The following is a 21,936-nucleotide window of genomic DNA, read 5'->3' on the forward strand; positions in this document are numbered from 1 at the left end:
TGCGCGAAACCTATTGTCCGGTCGGATCGGCCGGACCCTATGGGTGCGGATCGACGGCCAAAATATTGCCGGCAATGGAGAGTGACTATGCTTCGCAAACGCGTGTCGAAGGGACGTGCCGCCCTCGTCCAGGGGTTGCTCGCCACCACCCTCGTCATGGCGACCCAGGCCGACGGAAAGGTCGCGCAAGCGCCGGGCCTGAAGACGGTCCGTATTGACAGCGGCCGCCTCTCCGGCACGCCCGGCCGGAACAAGTCCATTCAGGTGTTCAAGGGCATCCCCTTCGCCGCACCGCCCATCGGTGCGCTGCGCTGGCGGCCCCCCGCCCCGGTCACGCCCTGGAGCGGCATACGCAAGGCTGACAGTTTCGGCCCTGTCTGCCCCCAGCCCGCCTCGCGGATTGGGTCGGTCCCGATGAGCGAGGACTGCCTGACCGCGAATGTCTGGACTGGCGCCAGGTCGGCGACCGAACGCCGCCCCGTCTTCGTGTGGATCTATGGCGGCGCCTTCATCGAAGGCCATGGCTCCAACCCGCAGTTCGACGGCGAAGGCCTGGCGCGCAAGGGGGTGATCGTCGTCACCTTCAACTACCGGCTGGGCGCGCTCGGCTTCCTGGCAACCCCGGAGCTGAGCCGCGAATCCGGCCACAACGCCTCGGGCAATTACGGCATCATGGACGATATCGCGCTGCTCAAATGGGTCCAGCGCAACATCGCTGCCTTTGGCGGCGACCCGAAGCGCGTGACGATCGCGGGCCAGTCGGCCGGCGCCGGCTCGGTCGGTTTCCTCTCCAATTCGCCACTCGCCAAGGGCCTGTTCCAGCACAGCATCGCCGAGAGCCAGGTCCGCCATCCCGGCGATCTGGAACTCCGCTATCTCAACACCTCCTGGCGCCCGCTCAAGGGCGCCGAAGAGGCCGGTGCCAAATTCGCGCAGGAACATGGCGCCACCTCGGTCGAGCAGCTGCGCGCGCTGCCCTGGCAGAAGCTGCTCGAAGGCGGCGAAGCGGTCGATGACGGCGTCTATACCGGCAGCGGCTCGCGCCCCCCGATCTTCCGCCCCGTGGTCGATGGCTGGATCATCCCAAAAAGCTATAGCGAGACCTATGCCGCGGGCACCCAGAACCAGGTGACCTATGCCGCCGGCAACAATCTGGACGAGAGCGGCGCAGTGCCGGAAACCGCGTTCGCGCGGCTGCGCGCCAACCCCAACCCGCCCCGCGCCGGCATGCCCAACACCAGCGTCACGCTCGATGCCTATCTGAAATGGGCCAGGACCAAGTTCGGGCCGATGTCCGACGAATTCCTGCGGCTCTATCCAGCGACCAACGACCTGGAGGCGGCACGCGCGAACAATGCCGCGGTGCGCGACAATTCGCGGACCTCGACCTATCTCTGGGGGATCGAATGGACCCGCACGGTGAAGAAGCCGGTCTTCACCTATTTCTGGACCCATGCCCTGCCCGGCCCGACCCGCGAGATGCGCGGCGCCTTTCACGGATCCGAGATCAACTATATGTTCAACAATCTCTACGCGACCGATCTTCCCTGGACCGACGACGACCGCCGGATCGCCGACACCATGTCGTCCTATTGGGCGAACATCGCGAAGACCGGCAATCCCAACGGCCCCGGTCTGCCCGTCTGGCCCGCTTATGACCCGGCGTCTCCGGTGGTGATGGAAGTCGGCGCCCGCTTCGGCCCGATCCCGGTTGCCAGCCCCGAGAGGATCTCCTTCTGGAAGCGGTTCTTCGAAAGCCAGCAGCAATGGTGACCCGGTTCGATGTCGGTACAGCTGACGGGCTATGTCCGAGCTATCTCCACACGCGGGATGGAAAGGGCCCCTGGCCGGCGATCCTGATGTTCATGGACGGGCCGGGCATGCGGCCCGCCGTGCAGGAGCTGGCCGGCCGGCTGGCGGACAATGGCTATGCGGTCCTGCTGCCAGACCTGTTCTATCGCTCCGGCACCTATGAGCCGGTCGATCCGCGTGTGGTGTTCGCCGACCCGAAGCTGCGCGAGGCGCACCGCGAAAGGTTCATGGCCCTCGCGACCCCGGCGAAGATCATGTCGGACACCGCGGCCCTGCTCGACTTCCTCGAGACCCGCCCCGAGGTGATCCCCGGTCCGGTCGGCGTGGTCGGTTATTGCATGGGTGGCCGCCTCGCGTTGATCGCGGCGGGGCGGTTCCCCGATCGCATCGCCGCGGCCGCATCCTATCATGGCGGCGGCCTGGCGAACGACACACCGTCCAGCCCTCACCTCCTCGCGCCGGACATGAAAGCCAGGATATATGTCGCCGGTGCGATCGAGGATCCGAACTTTCCCGACGAGATGAAGGATCGGCTCGAGGCGGCGCTGACCGAAGCGGGCGTGGATCACCGGATCGAGACCTATCCGGCGAAGCATGGCTGGGTCCCCCGCGACACGCTGGTTCACGATGCCCGAGAAGCCGAGCATCATTGGCAGACGCTGGTGCCGTTCCTCGATGGGGTGCTCAAGGGCTGAGAAACTCAGGCTCCGATCAATCCCCACTCGCTGAGACCGGCGGAAAAATCGACGAACGGTTCATTCCCGCAACGCTTCCTATCAACATCGGCTGCCGTTGCGCGCTAAGGCGCCACCGACTCAAACGCCTGGTGTCGAGAAGGACGAATCGAATTGGTCGGCAATCGACATCCCTTCGCCTACCGCGATTTCCGCTTCTTCTGGACGGCACGACTATGCTCGACGATCGCCCAGAATTGCATGGTGATCGTGATCGGCTGGCAGGTCTACGACATCGCGCGGCGTACCATGGGGCCCAAGGACGCCGCGCTTCAGCTCGGCCTGATCGGCCTGTGCCAGTTCATACCGCTGTTCGCCCTCACCCTGATCACCGGCTGGACCGCCGACCGGCTCGACCGGCGCCTGATCTCCCGCCTCTGCACGGCGCTTCAACTATTCTGCGCAGCCATCCTCGGCTGGTACAGCTTCACCGGGCAGATATCGCTCGAGATCCTGTTCGCCGTCGCCGCGCTGCTGGGGGTCGCGCGCGCCTTTGCCGGCCCGGCGCTGAACGCGTTGGCGCCGAATCTCGTCCCGCTTGAGGTGCTGCCGCGCGCCATCGGCACCAACGCGATCGCCGGGCGCGTCGGCGGGATCGTCGGGCCCGCCGCAGGCGGCTATCTCTACGCCTGGACGCCGCATATGCCCTACACGGTGAGCGCCGGGCTTTTCGCCATCACCCTGTTCGCGACATTGCTGATACGGCCGACCGTCCGCACCGCGATGAGTGCGAGCAATCCGTGGAAGCAGATGGTCGAGGGGCTCCATTATGTCCGCAACCATCAACTGGTGCTCGGCGCGATCTCGCTCGACCTGTTCGCCGTGCTTCTCGGCGGCGCGACCGCGATGCTGCCCATCTTCGCCCGCGACATTTTGCAGGTCGGCCCGGCCGGGCTCGGCCATCTCCGCGCCGCGCCTGCCGTCGGTGCGATCCTGACCGCAACCTGGTTCTCCTACCGCCCGCTCAGGCATAATGTCGGGATGAAGATGCTATTGTCGGTCGGCATCTTCGGGCTCGCGACGGTGGTGTTCGGCCTGTCGCGCTGGCTGCCTTTGTCCCTCGCCTGTCTCGCGATCCTGGGCGCGGCCGACATGCTGTCGGTCTATGTCCGCCAATCCCTGATCCAGCTTTCGACGCCTGACGAGATGCGCGGGCGGGTCGGCGCGGTCTCGTCGCTCTTCGTGTCGGCCTCCAACGAACTGGGCGAAGCTGAATCGGGGTTCCTCGCCGCGCTCGTCGGGCCGGTCGCCGCGGTCATCGGCGGAGGAATCGGCGCCATCGCGATCACCCTGTTATGGGCGAAATGGTTCCCGGCGCTTCGCCTCGCGCGAAGCTTCGACGAGGCGAAAAGCCATCGCGAGAGCGCTCAGGCATAGGGATTCCCGACCTCAGCCCATCCACTGGCTGACCGGTACGGCCGATTCCTCCAGCGGCTGGGCGATCACGTCGATCAGCGCCGGCCCGTCATGGGCGATCGCCGCGCGCATCACCGCGTCAAGCTCGGCCGGGTCGCTCACCTTCCACGCCCTGAGGCCGAACGCCTCGGCGATGCGCGCATGGTCCGAACGGTTGAAATCCACCGAGAAATAGCGCCCGCCATAGCCGTCCTTCTGGCTCGCCTTGATCCAGCCATAGGAGGCGTTCGAAAAGACGATCAGCAGCAGCGGCGCCTGTTTGCGCACGATCGTCTCAAGCTCGCCGACGGCGAAACCGAAGCTGCCGTCGCCCATCACCGCGACCACTTTCGACGACGGGCTGCCATACCATGCGCCCAGCGCCGCCGGCAGCGAATAGCCGAGCGCGCCCTGCGCCCGGTTGGTGATGAACCGACGCCCGGCACTGTTGAAATCGAAATGACCCGACAGATAGGGACAGGGCGTGCCGGGATCGGCGACGATGATCCCGTCCGGCGGCAAGGCGGCCTGAAGCGCGGCAAGCACCCGCTCGGGGCGGATCGGCCGGTCGGTCGATCGTGCGAGCCGGTCGAATGCGGCGCGCTTCGCCTGTTTGAGCGCCCGCAACCGGCCGGCAGCGCCCGTGTCGCGCGCGCGTCCCTCGAGCCGCCGCGCGATCTCGCCGCCGAGCGCGGCCAGGCACAGACGTGCATCGCCGACCATTCCAGCCTCGATCCGGTAATTGGCGCCGACCACCATCGGGTCGATATCGATATGGACGATCGGCACGCCGGGGCGCGGCACCTTGCCATGCTCGGTCGTGGTCGAGCCCGCGCGGCATCCGACGAAGATCACCAGGTCGGCCGCGGTGACCATTTCACGCGTGTGGACCGTGCCGCCATTCGCCCCGACGACACCAACTGCGAGCGGATGATCGTCGGACACCGAGCCATGGCCGCTGACCGTCGAGGCGATCGGCGCGTCGAGCACTTCGGCCAGCGCCGCCAGTTCCGCCGTCGCGCCAGCGATGATCACCCCGCCGCCGCAGATGAACACCGGGCTTTTCGCAGCGAGGATCGCCTCGGCGCAGGCAGCGACCGTCTCCGGGTCGGGCGCGGTGCGAAAGGCCGGGAAGCGCGCATGCTCGGCCTGCGCCCAGACCGTATCGGCATCGAGCGCCTGCTTCTGGAGATCATAGGGCAAGCCGATATGAGTCGCGCCCGGGCGGCCCGTCGTCGCCGCACGGAAGGCGGTCCGGAACAGATGCGGGATCTGGCCGACATGATCGGCCACCGCATTCCATTTGGTCAGCGGCGCGAACAGCGCCTTCTGGTCGAGTTCGGTCAGCGGGTAGCGGCCCCGCGCGGTCACCGGCACGTCTGACGTGATCGACAGCAGAGCGATGGAGGATTCGTTCGCCTCGATCACGCCGGGCAGGATATAGGTCGCGCCGCCCCCGCTCGGCCCTTCGCAGGTGCCGACCCTGCCCGTCACGCGGGCATAGGCGTCGGCCATATAGGCGGCGCTGCGCTCGTCCCGGGTCAGGATATGCTCCATGCCGTGATCGAGCCGGCAGAGCGCATCGTAGAATGGCAGGCTGGTATCCCCGCACAGCCCGAAGATATGCTTCACGCCGTGATGCTGCAGCATCCGGACCGCGGCTTCCGCACCCGTCATCGTCGACACCTGATCGTCCTCCGTCACCCGGAGCAGTACAGGGGCGACAGACGAACCCGGCTATCCAAGCTGGGCCCTGTGCTATCGGATCAGGTTCCGGACCGAGGCGGCGGGCTCGCACCATGGCGTGCTACGCTCCACGGATGCCGCCCTGATGCCAAGGGAGCGGCCATGGCGCGGCCGCTTTCTCCCGTTGGTTCGACAGCTATTTCTGGAAATACTTCTTCTTCGCCAGCCGCACCGCCGCGACCTGGGGCGTCGGCAGGCCCGCCGTCTCCGGCGTGAAGCCGCCCCCGTTCACCCCGAAGAACAGGAAGCTGAAGTCGAACCCGTTCTGGGTCTGGGCGATGCCATGACAGCCCTGGCAACCGCCGCTGGAGGTCAGGGTCGGGGCGAGAGTCGAGGCCCCGGTATGATAGTCGATGACATTCACCTGGTTGCGGATATTGGTCAGCGTCGGAACCTTGGTCTTGGGGTTCGGTGCGATCGGCGGGAAGCCACGGAACAGCTGGATGCCCGGCTGGCTGCTCTCGACGACGATATTGGCCAGATAGAAATCCCGGGTGGTTTCGTCACTGGTCGGGACTGCCTGGACGCCGGTCAGCTTGTAATATTGCCATATGAAATTCTGGTTGAAGCCCGGAATCCCCTTCATCGCGGCGAGCGTCTGGTTGTTCACCGCGGCGACTTCAAGCACGGTCGGGACTGGCGAGGTCACCGGAATGGCCACCCTGCCGCCCCCCACCGGCTTGGCGCCGGGAAAGCCCAGGGTGTTGCCGAGCGGCAAGGCCACCCCGCCCGGAACGCCATAAGGCATCGCCTTCGGCGCAGCGGTGTTGAAGCCGATATTCGGATTCTGCACAGTCTGGCCGCTGGGCGGGAAGGTCGTGGTGGGAGGGGTCGTGTAGGCAACCGCGCCGTAAGCCGGCACATAATAGACGCCGGTCGGCTGCCCGGTGACCTGGTTCGTGAAATCGTCGACCTGCTCGAAGGTCGCGAAGATGAAGGCGGGATAATTGGGCGTCTTGTGGATGATGTGCAACGCGATGAGCGCATAGGGCACCACCTTCGGCACCGGCGCGGCGTCGGTGCCGGCATAGGTCAGCACGTTCGCGATATGATAGCGATAGCGCTGGTTCGACGGGATCGACGAGACCGGACGCCAGGCCGCCTTCACTTCCACCGTGGTGTTCGGGAGGGTGATTCCCGGCGACAGATGGAACGGGCCGAACTTCGGGATGAAGCTCGCATAATTCTGGTTCACATAATTGGATTCATACTGGTTCACCTTCGCCTCGAACAGAACCTGGGCATCAGTGGCCGGTTGCGGGCTTCCCGGCTTGGTCGGGTAGAACAGCGTGTTCTGTCCGATCTGGTTGGCCTCATCCAGATTGTTGAAGGGAAGCGGCCCGCCACCCGGCAGGGTGATGGTGCTGCAGAGCTGCGTGCTCGAGGCCGTCGTGACATATTTTGGCGGCGCGCCCCAAGGCTGGGGCGCTATCGGCGATGTTGTCGGCCCCGTCGGCGAACTCATCGCATTGCAGGGGAAAAGTTCGGTCCGGTGTTGATAGGTCTCCCAGACCAGCGGCCCGTTGCTGGCGCCGCTGCCCGAGGCCGCGAAGCTGCCGCCCGGCACGCCGCGGAAGCCAGCTGCGTTCGGCGATACCGCGGAGATGAACTCGAGCCAGGCGAAGGTCGCCAGATCCGAATGCGCGACCGCGCCACTGCGATAGATATCGCCGGGGATCAGCGGGTTGGTGTTGGTCATATCGGCCGTCTGCAGAGTCCGGCCCGGTCCAACCACCGGCCCGAAGGGCGGCGGTGGCGGCGCGGCGGACGAAGATGACGAAGAGTCCTGAGCCACAGCGGCGACAGCCGCCAGCGATCCCGCACAAAGCAGCAAAGTAAGAGTCTTCATGACGGCCCCCATGTTAGAGAGATCGACGAACGCCTTTAAATTCTGAAAATATCTGTATTGCCTCAACCTATAATGTGGCCTGAGAGGCAGCAATCGAAGAAGAGGCCAGAATGGCTACATCCGTGAAGGAAACTCTTTCGCGATGGTAACCGGATCGGAAATCATTTGATGCGAATGCCGTCAACGGCGGCGATCCATCGACCCGGCGCGATCGGCCAGGCGTCGACATGATGCATACCCTTGCCGTTCCATCCCTCGCCCGCCGGGCCGAGGATCGGGCTTTCGGCGCATTCCCGCTCGGCATAGAGATCTGGTGTCAGGCAGGTGATCTCGAATACCCGCACGCCACTGCCATAGCGCGGCCCGCAATCCTGCGCGAAGCGATAGAGACGGCCATCGCAAGCGACCACGCGCCCACCCGGCCGGGACCTGCTCCTGTCGCCGGTCAGCGGCGGCCTGGCGGGATGTTCGCGCCAGAGGCCGTCAAGGGCATCGGCGCAGAACAGCGAGAGCGCATCGTGGCTGGACGGGGCCGGACAGGCGAACATCCACCAGCGCCCCTCGAACTGGAACGGGGTCGGATCGGCCAGCCGCCCGTGGATCAGCTCGGCAACCGGCACCCAGCGGATCGGGAACGGATCGGCGCGGTAGAGGCGGACCGCGCCGGCATCGAGCGTCTCGGGCATCATGAAGACCTCGCCCTCATGCTCGAACACGCATGGGTAGGACAGATGGAACGGCTCGCTCAGCACGATCCCGCGATAGGTCCAGGCGGTTGCATCGGGGCTGCTCGCCCAGCCGATCTCTCCCGTCCGCCGATCATGGTTCAACACCTCGAAGAACAGGTGCCATTCCCCCCGATAGGGCAGCAGGAACGGGTCTGCGACGAACGCGGCCGGTACATCGGTCACCTGCTCGCGCGTCATGATCGGATTGGCGATGTCGGGCGGCGGCGCGAGGTGCAGCGGATCGGGGCCGGCATAAAGGCCGATCGACCAGGGATCGTCGGGTAGCGGGTCGGTCATTCCAGTCGGCCGATTTCGCGGCGCCCGGAGCACCAGCGCAATTTGTAGGCTTCGAGACCGCGGAGATAGTCGAACTCGGCCACGCCCAGCGCGCACGCCTCGCGCACCGCTGCATCGGCCATCAGCATGCCGGGAGAATAGGTTGCGAAGTCGGCGATGAACCCTGCATTCCAGTTGCCGAGGCTGTCGGCACCCAGCATGCAGATGTTCAATCCGATCAGCCGGTCCCCGGCCCACAGGCCAAACAGCGGTACAGCCCCTTCACGCCACAGCGCCGGGAGCATATTGCTGGCGAAAGCCCGAGCCGCCGGATCGCGCAGGAACAGGCTGCGATCGCCGAAGCGGGCGCGCTGCATCTCGAGGAAGAAGGCGCCGGGATGGACCGCCGTGTCGCGCTCTGGATCGAGCCGGCGGGCGACAAGGCCGTTGCGCGCCGCGCGGCGGATGACCAGCGCCAGCTCGCGCTGGAAGCCGGGGCTTCGCGCGGCGAACCAGCCATCATAGCCACCGGAAAGATCGGCGGTCGGGCAGATGAATTTCTTCTCGATCAGCACCGGCGTCCTGCCCTCGGCCGTCGCGCAGTTGGCATCGACGCGGATGCAGGTGAGGTCGAGGCGCGGGAAGCGGTGCCGCGCGAAGATCATGAGCCGCCGCGCCGCCGCCAGGTCGCCGTCCGCCACAATCAGGTCGTTATAGTCGCTCAGCAGCGTGGCGAAGCGCGCCGTCTCGCCCTTGGGGTCCGAGACCAGCGGAAAAATGCCGGCAAGGCGCCCGGCTCGCCGAGCGGCGATCACGTACGGCGATAGGTCCGGCCAGGCATCGAGCGCCGCGAGATACCAGGTCGGCCCGCTAAAGGCGCGGTTGCACCGCGAGCGCTCAAGCAGCGCGCGCCACTCCGGTGCGATGGCTTCGATTGCCGCACGACTGTCGAGCAACTCGCAGGCGACCCCGCCCGTGACGATCTCGAGGTCAGCCACGACCGTATCCCGGTCTGCATGGATCAGTGTGGCGACGCCGGCCACCGGCGGCTGAGGTTCCCCGGGCGGTGCGTTCCAGGCAATGCGCTGGGCGGAGGGCAGATTTTCGATCTGTCCCCTGAGGCTGTCGTCGCGCAGCAGCGCCATCGCGGTGCCTGCGGTTAGCGTGTAGCGCCGCGAGACCCCGTCGAGAAAGCCCGCCGGATCGAGGCAGGATTGCACCAGCAGGTCGAGCTGGCTGGTCCCGGTCGCCGCCCGGCACATGAGATGCGCCGGCGGGCCGCCATGCAGGCGGGCGCCGATCTCCACCAGCGCGGGCCCGTCCCCGTCGACGATCACCTCGCAATGCCCGGCGCCGTGACGGATCTCCAGCGCATTCAGTACCCGGATGGCGAAGGCGAACAGCATGTCAGCCAGTTCGCCTTCCGGCGGCAGCAATTCCTTGGTGGAGAGAAGGCCGATCGAGTCGAAGCCCGGCGTCGGCTTGCCATAGGCCCATAACGCCGCAAGGCGGTGGCGCCCGTCACGGCTGACGGTGTCAACGACATATTCCCGACCGGCCAGGAACTCCTGCACCAGCACGGTCTCGTTGCGGTAACCGAGCCGGTCGACATGGTCGTGAACGGCGTGGAAGGCACGCGACACCTCTTCACGCGACGCGCACAGATGCACGCCGTCCGATCCCTTTGCCAGGCGGGGCTTGAGCACGGCCGGCCAGTGACCGCCGGTATCGATCCAGGCCATGATGTCGTGGAGGCTCCCGGACTCGATCTGGCGTGGCACCCGGATGCCGCTCCCACCAACCGCCTCGATCATGCGGGCCTTGTCGCGGCGTGCCTGGCTGAGGCGCGTGCCGTTGCTCGCTACGCCCAGCGCCTCGCTCAGCCGGTCGGCCAGCATCACGCCCCTCTCCGACCCGGCAAGGACGTGACCGACCCCATGGCCGCGCAGCGCGGCAATCGTTTCCGCGCTATCGTCGTGCCAGAAGAGCAGGTCATGAAAGGTGGCCGGATCGAAGGATGACGCTGCCTCCTGCGGAACCTCCGCCGTGCTGCCCACCATCACCGCGGCGACGCCGTGCTCGGCAAAGGCGGGCGCCAGCATCGAACCGGCATCATAGGGATCGACGATGGCGATGGTGCGCGGCGTCACGGTTTGCGGAAGGCCCCGCGCCAGACATTCTTGATCGGACTGCCATCCGGATCGAAGCTCGTCGCCGGTTCCAGCAGGAGTTGCTCCCAGTCGGCGAGCAGGGCCTCGCAGGTGTCGCGGCCGAGGAAATGCATGGTCTGGCCGCCGGCCAGGACATAGGAGCCCGGACCGAGCTGGCGTTCGGGCGGCTGCACCGCCAGCCGCCGTTCGAGATCTTCGACGGAATTGGCGTGGAACAGGAAAAGACCGCCTGGCCGGAGCGTGCGACCGACCTCCGCGACGATCCGCCGAAGCACGGTGTCGTCAAAACTGTGCAGTACCAGGTTGCTGATCACCGCGTCGAACGCGCCGTCCGCATAGGGCAAGGGCAGGCCGATATCGCCCTGACGGAAATCGATCGCGAGCCCTTCGCTCTCGGCCAGGCGCCTCGCCTGGTCGATCGCGACCTGAGCGAAATCCATGCCCTCGACCTGGAACCCCTGCCGCGCCAGGGCCAGCGCGTCATAGCCGGTGCCGCACCCGAGATCGAACACGCGGCGGCAATCATGGCCGTTCAACAGCGGCAGGAACGGTTCAACCCATTGGCTCGACCGGTCCGGTTCCCCTTCGGCGATGATCGAGCGGAAGCGTGAATCCCAGACGCTCGCCGCTGCGTAATGCTCTTCAATCGCCATGACAGGAAGAAGGCCCTTTCTCCGATACCGCGAGCGAGGCTAGACTTCCCACCCGAACAGTTCATGCCTTGTTGGCGCAGTCCTTCCTGGAGCGAAAGATGACGAAACCACCGGAAGCGGTTCGATTCATCATCTTGAATGCAACCAGAACCGGCAGCAATTTCCTGTGCACGGTGCTGAACTCTCATCCGGGCATCCTGTGCCATCATGAAATCTTCAACCCGCACGTGATCGGCGTCGCGCGGCATCTTCAGGACAGCGATTTCCGGCTGGGCAGCATGGAGGAGCGGGAAGAAGACCCGGTGGCGTTCCTCGACCGCGTCTGGCGCACCCAACTCGGGCGGGCCGCGGTGGGGTTCAAGATGTGCCTCTGGCAGCATGAACCGGCCTATCGCGCGGTCGTGCCGGATGCTTCGGTGCGCAAGATCATCCTCAAGCGGCGCAACCGGGTGAAGAGTTTCGTGTCGCTGCTGCTCGCGCGGCAGACCGGGGAATGGGTCGTCTATGATGATCGCGGCGCACCGGCGCCCCGCCCTCAGGTCCATGTCGATCCGGCCGACCTGTTCGAGAACATCGCGCTGCACGAGCGCTTCTATGCCGAGACCGAGCGCGCGCTACACGAGTCGGGGCAGGACCATGTGCTGCTCTGGTATGAGGATCTGTTCTCGCCAGACGGGATCGAGCCCGTCCTCGCCTTTCTGGGCGCCGAAGGCCGGCCGGCCCAGCCGGAAGGCCAGACCTGGAAACTGACCCCGGTCGCGCTGCGGGAAACGATCGCGAATTTCGATGCCCTCAGCCAAGCATTGCGGGGAAGCGATCTCGAAGCGGAATTGCACGAGACGGGGCGCTAGAGCGATTCCAGATAGCGCGCGAAATGACCGGCATCGGTTTTCGGCAGGAAGCGCAAGGCCGCTTCCCGGGAAACGCTCGAACAGCGTTGATAGGCCGCTTCGTCCGACAGCAGCTCATGCAATGCGGCTTGCCATGGCGCGATATCCTGCGGTGGCGCGACATGGCCTGTTTCGGTCCGGCGCGCGGGTGCCAACGGCAGGATGAAATCGACCCCGAGCTTGGCTTCGGGCTGACCGCCGAGATTACCTGCGAGGACTGGAATGCTGCGCAGCATCGCGTCCAACGCGACATAGCCGAATGTCTCGGGAACCAGCGACGGTGCGACCAGAATGCGGGTGTTGTGAAGGACGGTGCCGATATCGTCGGCCGGTTCGAGCATTGTCATATTCGGCAGGCGCGCGAGTTGCTCCCGGACGGCAGCATCGCCGCCCCAGGTCGGCACCGCGGCGAAGGGCGTATCGGGGAACAGCGCCGCCAGTTCGAGGAAGATCGGCAGCCCTTTGACGAGGCAGGGATTGATCATCGTCACAGTGCCGGAGTCCGGGTGCCCGGGCGGTTCGAAGGGACCTTCACCGAATACCGGGAAATGCAGCACGACCGAGTCCAGGCCGCCGAACTCCCGGAGATAGGCCCGGCTATGCTCGCTCACCGCGACGATGCTCCGCACGCGCCGCAAGCGCTCATGTTGTTCTGGATCATGGGTTTCGGCCTCAGGGCCGAACGGCAGGTGGAAATGGGTGTGCACCAGCGCCACCACCCGGTCCGGCGCGCAAGCCAGCGCGATATCGAGCAGCATGGCAGGGCGATCGTCAGAGACGAGGATCCAGTCGGGCTCGATCCTCCGGATCACTTCAGCGATCCGCTCGGCAACTTCGGGGGCGCCGAGATCCAGTGCCTCAACGCTCACTCCGTCGTGGCGATAGGACATGCTGCGCGCGCCGGTTTCGACCTCGATACCGCGTGCGGTAAGGGCCTCGGCGCTGAACCGGTCGGACAGGACCCGTCCTGCACCGGGCATTCGCGAGACGGCGCGACACTCGAAGCCGCGCGCCGCCAAGGCCGTCAGCAAGAGGCGGTTGGCCTTGTTGCCCCCGCCATAGGACGGAAAATACGCGGCATCCTGCAGCAGGAGTATCGTGGCGCCCATTGCCTCCACTACGCGCCGCGGCACCGCGCACGGTCAAGCCGGGTTAGCTGTCAAAATGGGGGCATCGACTATGCGCCTCCCCCGATCCGCCCGGTAGAGTCCGGTATCGACCTGGGGAGAGACATGTGCGCGACCTGATCTGCGGATTGCTCGGTTCACCGGAAACCGCGGGTGCCGGTACGGCGGCGGGCCGGGCACGCGACCTGACCGTATCGTGGCTGCGCTGGCATTATTTCGGCGAGATCGTCGAGGATGTCGACCTGCACCAGCTTCTCATCCGGGCTAGCGCAACGAGCGCCCGCTATTGCCTCGTTCAGGGCTATGGCCATGTCGTTGCCGAGCATGCCGGCCCGAATGGCGGCAAGGCACGCAGCTTCTTCGATGCGCTGGAGGAATGGACCCGCGACCATGAGTTCATCTTCGCCGGCGTGCCTGGCCGCTGCCTGCTCGTCGACCTGACCGCCTGGACGCGGAACGGAAAGCCAGGCCTCGACGCCGCAATGCCGTTCGGCCCCGGACTGGAAGGGCATCTGATCGACCTGCGGCCGGACCTCACCAATGCGGCGGGTTTCCTCGGCTTTCTCGATGAGATGTCCGAAAAGGCGGGCCGCGGCGTGTTCGTGCTGAACTATGAATCCTATGACGATATCGCGGAGCCCCCGCCCGGGTTCGCGGCGCCTGTATCGACCCTCTACTGCGTCGCTGCCGGGCTGAAGCCCAACCGAATCCTTGCGACCCACGGCGTGGATGCGGACAGCCGGGTGGTGTTCTTCGACTATAGCAGCCAGGCGCTGGATTTCCGCCGCCGGCTCGACGGTGAATGGGACGGGCGTGACTATCCGCACTTCCTGCGCGGGCTGTTCGAGCAGCAGAAGGGCGCTCATTATTATCTCTGGCCCGGCGCCTCGCCGGACAACATGGATTGGGCCGAACTCGAACGGCTATGGGCGGCCGAGCTGGTCCGCTGGGGCGGTGCGGAGAGCTTCGAGGAGCATTGGCAGCAGTTCCGAACGCTGAAGCGGGAGTATCTGCTCTGCAACATCCTGGAGGCCGACGCCCTGCTCGCGCGCATCCGCAATGAGCCCGGCGCGCTGATCTGGTGGAGCAACGCCTTTTGCACGATCTTCAGCGCGACGCATTTCAGCCTGGAACAGAAGCGCCGCCTCTATGAGGACTGGATCGTCCGCCTCGCCGAGGCCGCGCCGGACATCTTCCTCTACGGATCGGACCACAGCAACAGCAGCGTCAACGCCATCACCGCGCGCGACTATCGCGAGCGCTATTTCGCGCATGGCGGCGATCCCCTTCTCGCCCGCGCCTTCCACCGCCATTCGATCAGGTTCTGACCCCGCCGCGAACGGCGGGGTCAGAGTAGAGATCAGCGGAACACCACCGTGTTGGGGAAGACGTGGCTGATGCTCGTCCCCTGCGTTCCGTTGAAGTCGCCATGGCAGCTGAAGCAGTTGCTCGCCGTGGCGTTCGGATCGGGATTGCCCGGGCGCACCTGCTGGAAAGTCTCCATCGTGGTGTTCGCCACGAACAGCGAGCCGATCTGCTTGCTGCCCGGCTGGGGCGGGATGATACGGTTGCTCCAGAGCGCGCCGACCAGGAAATAGTTGGACAGCGCCTTGCCGGCACCGCCCGACGCGGCGAGCTTCGGCTGGAGCGACTGCATCAGCGACACCAGCAGGGTGTTGTTGAGCACGGCCGGATCGGTCGGTGACGGCGTCGCCGGCTGCTGGCTTCCCCAGGGATTGAGACGCGCCACGCTGGTCGCCGTCAGGGTCGGCCCCGCCGAGACGACGCTGCTGTCATCACCCGACGATGCCGTCTCGGCGATCACCTCCGGTGCGGTCGCCGCCCCCTTCGGCCCGTTATAGAAGATCGAGGGCTGGCTGCTCGTCGTGCTGAAGCTGACGGTGTTGAGGCAGGTCGTGCCCGATTTGCACGCCTGGGTGGCCGGATCGTAATTCTGGTTGAGATAGGAATAGGTCGCGTCCGGGCTGTTGAAGTTCGATTCGAAGGTCGCCCAGACCATTTCCGGATGATGGTTGACCGACCCCACCACATGCATGCCGACCATCGCCAGAGTGCGCGTGACCATGGTCTCGCCATCCCAGCTCAGCACCAACTGCCCCTTGCTGTTGGTCGATTGCGTGAAGGCCGGGACGTCGGACTTGATCCGGATGAGGCTGCCGGCCTGGGCGGTGGTGAGATAGGCGGTATCGACCCAGGCGCTCTTCACCTCGATCGCCAGCTGGCTGAGATTGGGAAGCGTCTTGCCCGAGGCCTTCTGGATTTCCTTGGCCTGGTCGAGCGTGATCGGGAAATTCGTCTTGTTCGGGCCGGCCCGGTAATAGGGCACCTTGCGCCAATCCTCCTTGAGCGCGGTGAAGACGTCATTCTCCTGGATCGCATAATAGACGACCGGATAGGTCGAGAGGCCGGGCTTGCCGGGCGCGGCGATGGGCGATCCATTGACGACCAGTACGCCGCCGCCCGCCTGGCCGGTCGAGTCGGTATCGCCCGCCGGGCCGGCGGCCAGGTTGGTGGCGGTGTTGGCCGACTTGAGCAGCAGCACCTTGGCCTTGTTGACCCGCACCCGGAACGACACGTTGGACTTGCCCTGGGCATCCAGGCCGGTGCTGTTGACCAGCTGGAAGGCACCGGTGCTGACATCCTCGACCGCATTGTCGAACTTCGGCGAGAACATCAGCAGGTTGCCGCGCGCGTCCTTGGTCGTCAGCCACAGGAACATCTGCGACGACCATTTGTAGAATTTGCAGTCCGATGACGGATCGAAGCTGGCGCTGTCCGGCGGGATGAAATTGCCGCCGGCTTTCCAGGTGGCGAATTCCGCGCTGGTGACCGCGCAGAGCGGCGCCGGGCCGATCGGCGTCTGGGACTGGACGGACGATTTGGCGGCGACGCCCACGAACAGAAACAGGCACGCCGACAATAGCCATTTGCTCGGTTTCATTTCGTATGCTCCTTCAAGAACCGATGAAAATCTGGGACGCTGACACGATGGGGCGATTGCTGCCGGGCTAGGTGCCGCCGACCCGCTGGGTCATCGCGCGGTAGACGTTGCGCACGGCGAGATCGGCGACCGACACGAGATAGACCCCGCCGTCATAGGAGGAGGCGACCATCCCATCGCCGCTGCGCGACAGGGAACTGATGCCGTTGGCGGCGATGGTCCGGCGGGTGACCCGGCCAGTGCGCAGGTCGGCCTTGATCAGCGCACCCCAATAGTCGCCGACGATGACCGTATCGGCGTCCCAGAAGCAGAGCGATTTGGGAGAGCGGCGGCCAAGCTCGATCGAATGGGTCAGCCGCGCGTCGGCCATATCATAGACGTTCAGGGTGAAATCGCGCGACGCGCTGGCGATCCGGTCGCCCGTGGGGGAGATATCGACATCGTCGACGATCGCGGTGTGACCGGGGAAGTGGTTGAGGATCTCGCCGTCGAGCGTCCAGGAGAGCAGCCCGCCATCGGCGCTGCAACTCACGCCCAGCGCTTCGCTCGGATGCAGGCGGAGCGCCTTCACCGCGCCGTCGTGCAGCGCATGGGCCAGTATATCGCGCCCGTCCGGCGAGACGCGGACGATGGCGCCGCTATAACAGGCGGCGAACAGCGCGCCCTCATGGCCCGCGCACCGCGCGACGCGGATCGAATTGATCGGCCCCTGCCCCAGCGCCACCTCGGCCTGACTTTCCAGCCCGCCGCCGAAGATGTGCAGCTTGTGGTCGTGCGAGCCGGCGATCACCCGGTCCGCGCCAGGATCGCGCGTCACCGCGTTCATCAGCCGGCGCCCGCCCGGCGGTGCGGTGCGCGCGACGAGTCCGGCTTCCCGATCGGTCAGGCGGATGAGCCGCACCATGCCGTCATCGGCGACCAGCGCGACGCTGCCGTCCGAAGCGGCCGAGCCCTCGTTGAAACAGGCATTGCCCTGGTCGTCCGGCGCGCCGCCGATCTCGCGCAGGATCCGGCCCGACGCAGCATCCCATTGCACGACGGTGCCGTCGAAGGTGCCGGCCAGGATCGTGCCGCCATCCGGCGACCAGCCGAAGGACCGCTCCCATTTTGCCGCATGGTTTTCCAGATCGCCCTTGGGCGCGAAGGATGCCGCATCCCAGATCCTGATCCGCTGGTCATAGGCGCAGGACAGGATGTCGCCATTGACCGGCGAGACAGCGACCTTCTTGATCCCGGAGCTGTGCGCCTCGATCGAGGCGAGCGCCGTGCCGTCGCGGCTGTCGAAGATGCGAATGACGCCGTCGTCGCAGCCGAGCACCACGCGGCCGTTGAGCATGTCGATGGCGCAGGTGTCGGTTTCGGTCTCGAACGGACCCCAGGTGCGGATCAGCGCGCCGGTGGCGAGATCCCATTGCCTGAGCGTCATGTCGTCGCCCGACGAATAGATCAGCCCGTTGCGGCAAGCGACAGACAGCACATCCTTCTCATGCCCCTCGATCGTCCGGCGGATGGCGCCGGTGACGAGATCCCACACGATGATCCGCCGGTCGCGCGAGGCGGAAACGCCGGTCGACTCGTCCACAAAGGCGAACCCTTCGACATCGTCGCTATGCCCACGCAGCACGAGGGCCAGCTTTCGCGCGTCGAGATCCCAGATGTAGATGTCGTAGTCGGACGAGGAGGAGGCAGCCCAGGCGCCATCCTCGCTCACCGTCACGTGATTGGCGAGATGGCGGTGATAGCCGAGCAGGTCGGCCGTGCCGGCATCCAGATCGAACAGGCTGACCGCGCCGTCATAGGCAACGGCAACGGCGGCGGCGCGGCCCGGAATGGCGGCGACCGAGGTGACGGGCCCGCGGTGACGGGTGAAGCCATCGGCTGCGATCGGGGCAAGACTGGCGTTGAGCATCGGCGGCGTCCTACGGGGTGACATCGTGGTGATGGAGTTCGGGCATGTCGCGGCGGTAGAGATCGTCGAGCAGCGCCGTTCCCCGCAGGGCGCCGGCCAACTCGTCGAAATTCTCCACCACGGCGCCCAGATCGTCCGGCCCGCGCTTGTGGCTGGCGGCCGACAGCGGCGCAGGAGCCGCGATTCCGAGGAAAGAGAGGATCCCGGCCATCTCGTCCGGGTCGCTCAGTGCTTCATAATGCGTGTCGAGCCAGCGCTGCCCGGTCGGGCGGAGCGAGTCCTCGATCTTTCCATAATAGGCCGCGTTCAGGGCACAGTGCCGGATCAGATCGTCCACTTCGATATGCACCGCCGGCAGCGTCGCATCGAGCGCGTCGTAGCTTTCCCAGATGCCGGTCAGTTTCGCGATCTCCTCGGACACATAGGTCCGCACGCGATTGCGCCGCCTGAGCAGGACCTTGCGCACCGACGGGTCGCGCAGCAGGGCGTGGACCGCATCGTCATTCTCGTCCCGGTTCATCTTGAAGCCGACCGCCCGGGCATCGCCGCCCGAGGCCCAGATTTGGGCGATGAAGCCAGCCGGATCGCGGTCCCGATCGGCCATGCTGCCGCTGCCCGGCCAGCCTCGCGCCCAATGGATCCCGCCGGGATTGAACAGGCCGTGATGGCACAGCATTTCGGGATGGGCATTCAACAGGCTGCACAGCAGGTTGCTGCCCGTTCGCGGCGCCGCGAAGATGACGAACCGGACAGCGTCGCCGCTCTTCATCGCCCCGCTCCCGCCGCGACCGCAACCTCCACGTTGCCGGACTCGGGGCCGGACTCGAGCAGGAATCCCTCCCCGAACGCGCTGGCCCGAAATGCGACGGGCAAGGTGCCGAGCGTATCGCGGGCACCACGGTCGGCGCCTTCGGCATCGCCGGCACGGACATAGATGGTCACACGGTCAGCGAAGCCCTGACTGAAGAAGGACCGCAGCAATGTCGGGCCGCCCTCGACCAGCAGGCTTTCGATGCCGTGATCGAAGAGCGAGGTCAGCGGCCCGTGCAGGTCGTGGCCGCTCATCGTCAGCGCGACGGCGCTCGGATCGACATGATCGTGCGAGCTGATCACGAAGGCGGGCGCGCCCGGGTGCGACATCGCGCAAGGCTGCGACCCGGCGAAGATGACGCGGTTCGGCTGGCGCCGCGGCTCGCGCCCGAGCTTTTCGGGGCGAACCGTCAGCCGGGGCCGATCGATGTTCCAGGTCTTGCCGCCGACCGCGATGGCGTCATAGCGCTCCCGCAGGACATGAACCCGGTGCCAGTCGGCACCGCAGGAGATGTTCCCGGAAATGCCCTGCGGCCGGGATATGCTGCGAATGTCTTCGGTGGCGAAGTTGATGTGGATGAAGGGCCGCCGCATTCACTTCTCCAATGCTTTTCCACCCAGGATTGCCGTTGCCGGCGACAAAGGGTTTTTGAAGGAAACGGGGCACCACACCCGCGCTGAATAGCATGGAGAGAAAGGCGAGAAAGAAGTGTTGCAACCAATTTAGAATGGAATTGCATGAGACTAGGCAAATTCTGTCAACCAGGCATAGTTGATTGGAATTTTACCACCAATCATGCGGTATATTACCACCATATATGCGCCATCTTATATGGACTTTCGATTTCTTAACTGCCGCGACCATTTCCCACTATAAAGATATACATTAGCTTTGGCACCCGCCGACTCAAGTGAGCGGCCTGGGTCCGTGAGGGAAATCGGCCGCCCGCGGACCTGTTCCACCTGTTTTTACAGGCGGAATTTTTTCTGCACCTGTTATGTTGGATTTTGCATGCCAAATTATCGTTTCGATCCAGAGCCTTGCGCCGGTCCACCTGTTATTCCCGGAACAGGTGGGAACAGGTGCGATAACAGGTGAGATCGCCGCCGGAACAGGCGCGGCTTGATTCAAATCTTCGGCGCGATCGGGTTTGAAGACAGTGGGATCAACCATGGCCGGAACGATGACATGACCAGGCACAGATTTGAATCAAGCGTCGACAGGGCGGATAACCAGGATGCGCCGCGCGTCCGGGGACGGTTCGCCAAGGGCAGATCAGGCAACCCCGCCGGCCGCCCGCCGGGGCGGCGCGCGACGGGCGCGCCGGGCGATCGCCTGCCCGGATCGGATCAGCCGACGCGTGCGATGATCCTCGAAGAGGCCTATCGCCGGGTGACGATGAACGACGGCGATGCCGTGATCGAGTTGCCGGCGCACCGGGCCATCTTCCGATCGCTGACAGAAGCGGCGATGAAGGGCAACCAGGCCGCGCTGCGCCGCTGGACCGACCTGGTGCGGCAGGCCGAGAACGACCAGATGCGCGACCAGCTCGCACTGTATAACCTCATGGAGCGGGCACCTTATGGGCGCGAGCCCGAGGCTTCCTATGAAGATGATATCCTGGTGGATTCGCGATCGGGGCGGGTGGTGATCAGGGGTGGGTTGGATGAGGAGGAGGATGGGTAGGACAGGGCCCCGCTAGCTAAGAACCCTTCCTCCGTTCGGGCTGAGCTTATCGAAGCCCTGCCATTCTCTTCCGCAGAAGAAAGAACAGCCCTTCGACAAGCTCAGGGCGAACGGGGGGTGGAGGATCGTCTACCCCCCACAGGATTCCCTGACGATGAGCTCGGTCGGCAGATAGCCGGGCGAGCGGTCCTGGCTCGGCTCGAGGATGCTGGTGACCAGCAGCTGACCGGCATGGAAGGTGTCCTGCCGGATCGTGGTGAGCGCCGGCGTGCTGAGTCGGCTGAGCAGCATGTCGTCATAACCGACGACCGATACGTCCGACGGGACCGACAGGCCCGCCTGGCGCAAGGCGCGGATAGCGCCGAGCGCGATGAGGTCGCTGGCGGCCACCACGCCGTCGAATGCAATGCCACGCCGCAGCAATCGGGTGATAGCGGCCTCGGCGGATTCGAGTTCGAACTCGACCTGGGCGACGAGCTTCGGGTCGAAGTCTATCCCGTTTTCCGCCAGCGCCTCGAGATAGCCGCGCCGCCGCTGCTCGGCCTCGGGATCGCTGCCGCCGATGAACAGGATCGCCTTGCGGCCGAGCCGGGCCAGATGCGACGTCGCACGGCGGCCGCCGAGCAGATTGTCCGAGCCGATCGAGCGGTATTTCTGCCCCGGCATATGCGCGCCCCACACCACGAAGCGGGCATTGGTCTCGGCGAGCTGGTTGAATTCCTCGTGCAGCATGCTCTGGCCGAGAAAGATCACCCCGCTGGCGCGGCTGGTGGTGGTCGCAAGCACGAGGTCGTCGAGGCTGGCCGGCGCGACATGGCTGACGGTGAAGTCGCAGCTGCGCGCACGCGCCGCCTCGCCGATGCTGGCGAGCAGTTCGAGGAAGAACGGATGCGACAGCGGCAGCGCCCGGCCGCGCATATGCGGTGTGACGATCGCGATCGACCCTTCCGCCCCGATCGGCGCGGTCGGCATCGAGGCGCGGAACGGATAATTGTGATCGCGCGCGAGCGCCCAGATGCGCTGCTTGGTGCGCATGCTGATCAGCGGCTGATCGTTGAGTGCGCGCGACACCGTCGAAATGGAGACCCCGGCGAGCCGGGCCAGGTCCTCGAGCGTCGTTTTGCTGTTGCTGTTATCGGTCATTGCGATCAGTTTGAACCGTAAGAGGATGGGGCCTTAGGACACCG

The 21,936-nt window shown here is 65.6% G+C and carries 17 protein-coding genes; 6 read left to right on the forward strand and 11 right to left on the reverse strand.

The window, feature by feature from the left end:
- The first annotated feature begins 87 nt into the window (after window positions 1-87).
- From AC1RT8_RS04385 to AC1RT8_RS04395, 3 genes are all read left to right on the forward strand, one after another.
- Window positions 88-1,773 carry a carboxylesterase/lipase family protein gene (locus tag AC1RT8_RS04385; protein WP_493074356.1) on the forward strand — a complete coding sequence of 562 codons (1,686 nt, stop codon included), beginning with the start codon at window positions 88-90 and terminating at the stop codon, window positions 1,771-1,773.
- Complete coding sequence (locus AC1RT8_RS04390) at window positions 1,767-2,507, forward strand: dienelactone hydrolase family protein (protein ID WP_493074357.1); 741 nt, start codon at window positions 1,767-1,769, stop codon at window positions 2,505-2,507. The genes AC1RT8_RS04385 and AC1RT8_RS04390 overlap by 7 nt, the downstream gene beginning before the upstream one ends.
- A gap of 153 nt (window positions 2,508-2,660) precedes the next feature.
- Window positions 2,661-3,923 (forward strand): MFS transporter, encoded by a 1,263-nt coding sequence (locus AC1RT8_RS04395; RefSeq protein ID WP_493074358.1) that lies wholly within the window; start codon window positions 2,661-2,663, stop codon window positions 3,921-3,923.
- 12 nt (window positions 3,924-3,935) lie between these two features.
- On the opposite strand, the gene AC1RT8_RS04400 is transcribed toward AC1RT8_RS04395, so the two are convergent.
- From AC1RT8_RS04400 to AC1RT8_RS04420, 5 genes are all read right to left on the reverse strand, one after another.
- The gene (locus tag AC1RT8_RS04400) at window positions 3,936-5,645 is read right to left on the reverse strand and encodes a thiamine pyrophosphate-binding protein (RefSeq protein WP_493074359.1); all 1,710 of its coding nucleotides are present in this window, start codon (window positions 5,643-5,645) and stop codon (window positions 3,936-3,938) included.
- 178 nt (window positions 5,646-5,823) lie between these two features.
- Window positions 5,824-7,536 carry a hypothetical protein gene (locus tag AC1RT8_RS04405; RefSeq protein ID WP_493074360.1) on the reverse strand — a complete coding sequence of 571 codons (1,713 nt, stop codon included), beginning with the start codon at window positions 7,534-7,536 and terminating at the stop codon, window positions 5,824-5,826.
- Between the two features lie 161 nt (window positions 7,537-7,697).
- On the reverse strand, window positions 7,698-8,561 hold the full coding sequence (locus tag AC1RT8_RS04410; RefSeq protein WP_493074361.1) for a glucosamine inositolphosphorylceramide transferase family protein: 864 nt from the start codon (window positions 8,559-8,561) through the stop codon (window positions 7,698-7,700).
- On the reverse strand, window positions 8,558-10,690 hold the full coding sequence (locus AC1RT8_RS04415) for a GNAT family N-acetyltransferase (RefSeq protein WP_493074362.1): 2,133 nt from the start codon (window positions 10,688-10,690) through the stop codon (window positions 8,558-8,560). The genes AC1RT8_RS04410 and AC1RT8_RS04415 overlap by 4 nt, the downstream gene beginning before the upstream one ends.
- Window positions 10,687-11,364 carry a class I SAM-dependent methyltransferase gene (locus AC1RT8_RS04420; RefSeq protein WP_493074363.1) on the reverse strand — a complete coding sequence of 226 codons (678 nt, stop codon included), beginning with the start codon at window positions 11,362-11,364 and terminating at the stop codon, window positions 10,687-10,689. The genes AC1RT8_RS04415 and AC1RT8_RS04420 overlap by 4 nt, the downstream gene beginning before the upstream one ends.
- Before the next feature lie 173 nt (window positions 11,365-11,537).
- On the opposite strand from AC1RT8_RS04420, the gene AC1RT8_RS04425 reads away from it, so the two are divergent.
- A complete protein-coding gene (locus AC1RT8_RS04425) occupies window positions 11,538-12,215 on the forward strand; it encodes a hypothetical protein (protein WP_493074364.1) in 678 nt (225 codons plus the stop codon).
- Here AC1RT8_RS04425 and AC1RT8_RS04430 read toward each other — a convergent pair.
- Window positions 12,212-13,363 (reverse strand): glycosyltransferase family 4 protein, encoded by a 1,152-nt coding sequence (locus AC1RT8_RS04430; RefSeq protein WP_493074365.1) that lies wholly within the window; start codon window positions 13,361-13,363, stop codon window positions 12,212-12,214. The genes AC1RT8_RS04425 and AC1RT8_RS04430 overlap by 4 nt on opposite strands.
- A 125-nt stretch (window positions 13,364-13,488) precedes the next feature.
- Between AC1RT8_RS04430 and AC1RT8_RS04435 the strand changes: the two genes are divergently transcribed.
- Window positions 13,489-14,709 carry a hypothetical protein gene (locus AC1RT8_RS04435; protein ID WP_493074366.1) on the forward strand — a complete coding sequence of 407 codons (1,221 nt, stop codon included), beginning with the start codon at window positions 13,489-13,491 and terminating at the stop codon, window positions 14,707-14,709.
- 32 nt (window positions 14,710-14,741) lie between these two features.
- On the opposite strand, the gene AC1RT8_RS04440 is transcribed toward AC1RT8_RS04435, so the two are convergent.
- From AC1RT8_RS04440 to AC1RT8_RS04455, 4 genes are all read right to left on the reverse strand, one after another.
- Window positions 14,742-16,343, reverse strand: coding sequence for a hypothetical protein (locus tag AC1RT8_RS04440; protein ID WP_493074367.1), 1,602 nt, complete (start codon window positions 16,341-16,343; stop codon window positions 14,742-14,744).
- A 67-nt stretch (window positions 16,344-16,410) separates the two neighbouring features.
- The gene (locus AC1RT8_RS04445) at window positions 16,411-18,276 is read right to left on the reverse strand and encodes a WD40 repeat domain-containing protein (protein ID WP_493074368.1); all 1,866 of its coding nucleotides are present in this window, start codon (window positions 18,274-18,276) and stop codon (window positions 16,411-16,413) included.
- On the reverse strand, window positions 18,263-19,021 hold the full coding sequence (locus AC1RT8_RS04450; RefSeq protein WP_493074369.1) for a hypothetical protein: 759 nt from the start codon (window positions 19,019-19,021) through the stop codon (window positions 18,263-18,265). The genes AC1RT8_RS04445 and AC1RT8_RS04450 overlap by 14 nt, the downstream gene beginning before the upstream one ends.
- Window positions 19,018-19,656, reverse strand: coding sequence for a RibD family protein (locus AC1RT8_RS04455; protein ID WP_493074370.1), 639 nt, complete (start codon window positions 19,654-19,656; stop codon window positions 19,018-19,020). The genes AC1RT8_RS04450 and AC1RT8_RS04455 overlap by 4 nt, the downstream gene beginning before the upstream one ends.
- A 595-nt stretch (window positions 19,657-20,251) precedes the next feature.
- Here AC1RT8_RS04455 and AC1RT8_RS04460 point away from each other — a divergent pair.
- On the forward strand, window positions 20,252-20,749 hold the full coding sequence (locus AC1RT8_RS04460; RefSeq protein WP_493074371.1) for a DUF5681 domain-containing protein: 498 nt from the start codon (window positions 20,252-20,254) through the stop codon (window positions 20,747-20,749).
- A 129-nt stretch (window positions 20,750-20,878) separates the two neighbouring features.
- Here the strand turns inward: AC1RT8_RS04460 and AC1RT8_RS04465 are convergent, their stop codons facing one another.
- Complete coding sequence (locus tag AC1RT8_RS04465; RefSeq protein WP_372851145.1) at window positions 20,879-21,892, reverse strand: LacI family DNA-binding transcriptional regulator; 1,014 nt, start codon at window positions 21,890-21,892, stop codon at window positions 20,879-20,881.
- Window positions 21,893-21,936: the final 44 nt, after the last annotated feature.

The organism is Sphingomonas sp. GW821-FHT10F11 (assembly GCF_058809095.1).

What these genes read in the sequence shown, in the direction of transcription:
- AC1RT8_RS04440 (WP_493074367.1), bottom strand. Translation starts at nt 16,343, where the DNA reads ATGAAACCGAGCAAATGGCTATTGTCGGCGTGCCTGTTTCTGTTCGTG.
- AC1RT8_RS04410 (WP_493074361.1), bottom strand. Translation starts at nt 8,561, where the DNA reads ATGACCGACCCGCTACCCGACGATCCCTGGTCGATCGGCCTTTATGCC.
- AC1RT8_RS04460 (WP_493074371.1), top strand. Translation starts at nt 20,252, where the DNA reads ATGACCAGGCACAGATTTGAATCAAGCGTCGACAGGGCGGATAACCAG.
- AC1RT8_RS04445 (WP_493074368.1), bottom strand. Translation starts at nt 18,276, where the DNA reads ATGTCACCCCGTAGGACGCCGCCGATGCTCAACGCCAGTCTTGCCCCG.
- AC1RT8_RS04390 (WP_493074357.1), top strand. Translation starts at nt 1,767, where the DNA reads ATGGTGACCCGGTTCGATGTCGGTACAGCTGACGGGCTATGTCCGAGC.
- AC1RT8_RS04420 (WP_493074363.1), bottom strand. Translation starts at nt 11,364, where the DNA reads ATGGCGATTGAAGAGCATTACGCAGCGGCGAGCGTCTGGGATTCACGC.
- AC1RT8_RS04385 (WP_493074356.1), top strand. Translation starts at nt 88, where the DNA reads ATGCTTCGCAAACGCGTGTCGAAGGGACGTGCCGCCCTCGTCCAGGGG.
- AC1RT8_RS04455 (WP_493074370.1), bottom strand. Translation starts at nt 19,656, where the DNA reads ATGCGGCGGCCCTTCATCCACATCAACTTCGCCACCGAAGACATTCGC.
- AC1RT8_RS04430 (WP_493074365.1), bottom strand. Translation starts at nt 13,363, where the DNA reads ATGGGCGCCACGATACTCCTGCTGCAGGATGCCGCGTATTTTCCGTCC.
- AC1RT8_RS04405 (WP_493074360.1), bottom strand. Translation starts at nt 7,536, where the DNA reads ATGAAGACTCTTACTTTGCTGCTTTGTGCGGGATCGCTGGCGGCTGTC.
- AC1RT8_RS04450 (WP_493074369.1), bottom strand. Translation starts at nt 19,021, where the DNA reads ATGAAGAGCGGCGACGCTGTCCGGTTCGTCATCTTCGCGGCGCCGCGA.
- AC1RT8_RS04465 (WP_372851145.1), bottom strand. Translation starts at nt 21,892, where the DNA reads ATGACCGATAACAGCAACAGCAAAACGACGCTCGAGGACCTGGCCCGG.